Annotated in this window: 1 protein-coding gene; it reads left to right on the forward strand. The window is 42.0% G+C overall.

Features of this window, described 5'->3' with window-relative positions:
- Positions 1-102 precede the first annotated feature (102 nt).
- Positions 103-1,143, forward strand: coding sequence for an IS630 family transposase (locus Xedl_RS19675; protein WP_074025410.1), 1,041 nt, complete (start codon positions 103-105; stop codon positions 1,141-1,143).
- The last annotated feature ends 11 nt before the right edge of the window (positions 1,144-1,154 follow it).

Below are 1,154 nucleotides of genomic sequence, written 5' to 3' on the forward strand. Positions count from 1 at the left end.
TAAATAAGATTTCAAAATAATAGATCACTTGGAGGGAACTCAGTCCGGTTTTTGCGATCTGATCAATTGCGAAAAATCACAAATCACCCAACGGACCGAGTTATGCCTATCATAGCACCCCTATCTCAAGATGAACGCCAGAACATGAAAAAACTTATCCATAAAACGCGTGATAAGAACTATGCTCGCCGATTGCTCGCGTTATTGATGCTGCATGATGGATGTACGGTGACTTACGTTGCTAAAACCCTCTCTGCGGCACGCTCTTCTGTCAATCGCTGGATTGAGTGGTTTACGTTATATGGATTAGAAGGGCTTAAAAGCTTATCGGCGGGCAGGCCTGCTGTTTGGGAGCTAACGCCACTCTATCCGCTTCTGACTTTATTATTACAGCATTCTCCCCAAGATTTTGGTTATCTCCGCTCACGCTGGAGCCTTGAACTCATTACTCATAAAATCAATGAATTATTAAACATATCGCTCTCACAAAGTTCACTCTACCGCTACTGTGGTCAGATGGGCATTGTCTGGCGCAGAGCAGCCCCCACTGTGAAACAGCCTGACCCAGAATACGCGGAAAAAATGGCAAAAATCACGGAAGCCAAAGCGAAGAACTCAGAACACCATCCGGTTTTTTATGAAGATGAAGTGGATATTGATTTGAATCCGAAAATCGGGGCAGATTGGTGTTTCAGAGGCCAGCAAAAACGGGTTGTCACACCGGGAAAAAATGAAAAATATTACCTTGCCGGTTGCCTCAATGCCCAAACAAGGAAAGTCACCTATGTTAAAGGAATGAAGAAGAATTCTGATTTATTTATCCGAATGTTAGAGGCACTTAATCACCAATATCCCCACGCAGAAACTCTCACATTAATCTTAGATAACTATTGCATTCATAAAAGCAAGCGGGTCAAGGATTGGCTGGCACAACATCCGAAATTTAACCTATTGTTTTTACCGGTTTATTCTCCCTGGTTAAATAAAATAGAACGGCTTTGGCAATCACTCCATGAGACAGTCACACGTAACCATTGCTGTCAATTTATGTGGCAGTTGCTCAAAGATGTCGATGAATTTTTGGGATCATATTCATCACATCAAAAACCGGGCATGAAAAAAAGGAGTGTAGCGCTATTATGAAATCTTATTTA

The sequence above is a fragment of the Xenorhabdus eapokensis genome, from assembly GCF_001908105.1.

Bases quoted from the DNA above. Each gene is read 5' to 3' on its own strand.
- Xedl_RS19675 (WP_074025410.1), top strand. From the start codon at position 103: ATGCCTATCATAGCACCCCTATCTCAAGATGAACGCCAGAACATGAAA.